At 48.2% G+C, this 1,536-nt stretch carries 3 protein-coding genes; all 3 read right to left on the reverse strand.

The genetic code is table 11. The features are described 5' to 3' along the window. On the reverse strand, positions 1-204 hold a 204-nt coding region (locus WS34_RS14505), incomplete at its 3' end, for a transcription termination/antitermination NusG family protein (RefSeq protein WP_353743272.1). A gap of 94 nt (positions 205-298) precedes the next feature. Continuing rightward, positions 299-871: a dTDP-4-dehydrorhamnose 3,5-epimerase gene (rfbC, locus tag WS34_RS14510; RefSeq protein WP_013613199.1), complete on the reverse strand. Its 573-nt coding sequence runs from the start codon at positions 869-871 to the stop codon at positions 299-301. 53 nt (positions 872-924) lie between these two features. Further along, positions 925-1,536: sugar nucleotidyltransferase (locus tag WS34_RS14515; protein ID WP_046405733.1), on the reverse strand; the 612-nt coding region annotated here is incomplete at its 5' end.

Consider the following 1,536-nt stretch of genomic DNA (forward strand, 5'->3'; position numbering starts at 1 on the left):
AACCAACCCCGCAATCACCGGCACCACCACCCGCGACTTCCGGTACGTCCACTGCCTCAACACCGTCTGTACCGGCAAAAAACACTCCACACCCAGCTCCTCCAACCGGTCACGCACCTTCTTCTCCGCACGCGAGGCGGTGAAGACGGCGTGCCAATGAACCGTTTCCGTTTTTTGCCTATCTATTGCCATACATCCTTTCATAGCATCCCTGATAATCTCCGCTCGTCACCTGATCCAGCCATAAACACTGTATAGGTTTCCTAAAACTTGATTATTCATTGATAAACACCCAATTTTATTCATAAAGATTATCTTTATAATCAAATAGCCAGTCAACCTCTTTTAACCGGGGATGTCGCTTATCTTTCTCCGAAAGGATCATCTTAGCAGCCGGAATCCGCCAGTCTATTCCCAAATCCGGATCATCCCAGGCTAAAGCCCCCTCACTTTCCGGTGCATAAAAATTATCGCATTTATACTGAAACACGGCCTCCGCACTCAATACCGCAAATCCATGGGCAAATCCCCGCGGAACGAAAAACTGCCGTTTATTCTCCTCCGTTAATTCAACGGAAACATGCTTCCCGAATGTAGGCGATCCCTTACGGATATCCACCGCCACATCCAGTACACGACCTTTCACCACCCGCACCAGTTTGGATTGGGCATACGGAGGTTGCTGGAAATGCAATCCCCTCACCACACCGTAACACGACTTCGACTCATTATCCTGGACAAAAACGGTTTTACATACCTGCCGTTCGAAATCACGCTGCGAAAACGACTCAAAAAAATAGCCGCGTTCATCACCGAAAATACGGGGTTGTACAATAACAACACCCGGTATACAGGTTTCAATCAGTTCCATATTTATATTGATAATATCACACGAATTCTCAGATAAAGCCCAAGCGATTTTTATCATTTCTCCTTTCCGAAAAACTCTGCCGCCAATTTCAGAAGATATTGTCCATATTGATTTTTAATCATAGGTTGTGCCAGTTCCCGCATTTTCTCCGGTGTAATCCAGCCTTGCCGCAAAGCAATCCCTTCCAGACAGGCAAGTTTCAACCCCTGCCGTTTTTCAATCACCTCCACAAAAGTCGACGCCTCACTCAATGAATCATGTGTTCCGGTATCCAGCCACGCAAATCCCCGGCCCAGCAACTGCACTTTCAACTCCTGATCCTGCAGGAAACGCTGGTTCACCGTCGTAATCTCCAGCTCTCCACGCGCAGAAGGCTTGATGTTCTTGGCTATATTTACCACCTTGTTCGGATAAAAATACAGCCCGACTACGGCATAGTTGCTTTTAGGATGTTCCGGCTTCTCTTCAATGCTCAGGCAGTTACCGTCCTTGTCAAACTCTGCCACACCGTAACGCTCGGGGTCACTCACGCGGTAGCCGAATACGGTCGCTTTGCCGTTCTGTTCGGCATCGGTGACAGCCTGCTTCAGCATGTCGTTCAATCCCGCACCGTAGAAAATATTGTCTCCCAACACCAGGCTGGTGCAGTCATTTCCGATGAACTT

The sequence above is a fragment of the Odoribacter sp. N15.MGS-14 genome (assembly GCF_000980245.1).
Taxonomy (GTDB): domain Bacteria; phylum Bacteroidota; class Bacteroidia; order Bacteroidales; family Marinifilaceae; genus Odoribacter; species Odoribacter splanchnicus.

What these genes read in the sequence shown, in the direction of transcription:
- rfbC (WP_013613199.1), bottom strand. Translation starts at nt 871, where the DNA reads ATGGAACTGATTGAAACCTGTATACCGGGTGTTGTTATTGTACAACCC.